This window comes from Blautia sp. DFI.3.45 (assembly GCF_020593505.1).
In the GTDB taxonomy this organism is placed as follows: domain Bacteria; phylum Bacillota; class Clostridia; order Lachnospirales; family Lachnospiraceae; genus Blautia_A; species Blautia_A wexlerae.
On record NZ_JAJDMI010000139.1, the window covers coordinates 1 to 834 of the forward strand.

The following is an 834-nucleotide window of genomic DNA, read 5'->3' on the forward strand; positions in this document are numbered from 1 at the left end:
CTTGTTTTGGTTCAAGGTTACGAACGAGCACCGCGAGTTTCGCAATTACCTAAATGCATTTAAGACAGTTCAACAGGATTTCATGTTCTGATGAGCTGAATCAATATACATTATTTACAAGAATTACTATAGTATCTTCCTTTTATTATGATTATAAATCATATACCTGTATGAGAAAAGTTCTTTTTTAAACCTGAATCCAATATCCGTCCATCTGCAAATATCTTCCTTGTTAATTTACGGTTATAAAAAAACTGAGGTCGTCGCTCCACGATAAGGAACTCTGACCTCAATGGATTTGTGGCTGTTTTATAAGTTAACTCTCGAGAGGTAATTAATTCTCATATTATTAACTACATATCTTGAATAAACCGCATAAATAAGCCATTCTTTTGAATCGAGAGTTAATTTTACAGGAAGTTAAGAAAAGTATTTCCATCCGCATCCTGCTCTATCTTTGGATACAGCGCAGCTTCAACTGTATTGGCACCAAGCCCTGCAAGAGCTACCAGTGCACGATAAGCATATTCTGTATTGAAATCTCCGATCGGTTCACCAAAATAGTCCCACTGACTAAGCTTTTTTGAGAATTTCTGGCCCTCTTTGATAAGCTTTAGCCGAATTTCTGTCAGCATTGTCTTCCAGTTTTCTGCAACATCACCGGTAAGAACAGAAGTGTCAAATTCCATACCAGGACCTATATTCACAGCTGCTATTTTTTCAAGCATTTCCTTATCCGCAGCTGCCGGAGAATTCTTTACCATCAACTCATTGGCCTTAGTGACATGCTCTCGCCACTTAAATCTTACAGATTTTGAAGTGGGAGCTTCCTGC

1 pseudogene is annotated in these 834 nt (G+C 37.9%); it reads right to left on the reverse strand.

From position 1 onward, the window contains the following. Positions 1 to 410: 410 nt before the first annotated feature. Positions 411 to 834, reverse strand: a pseudogene (locus LJE09_RS17270) (DUF1254 domain-containing protein); the annotation flags it as partial.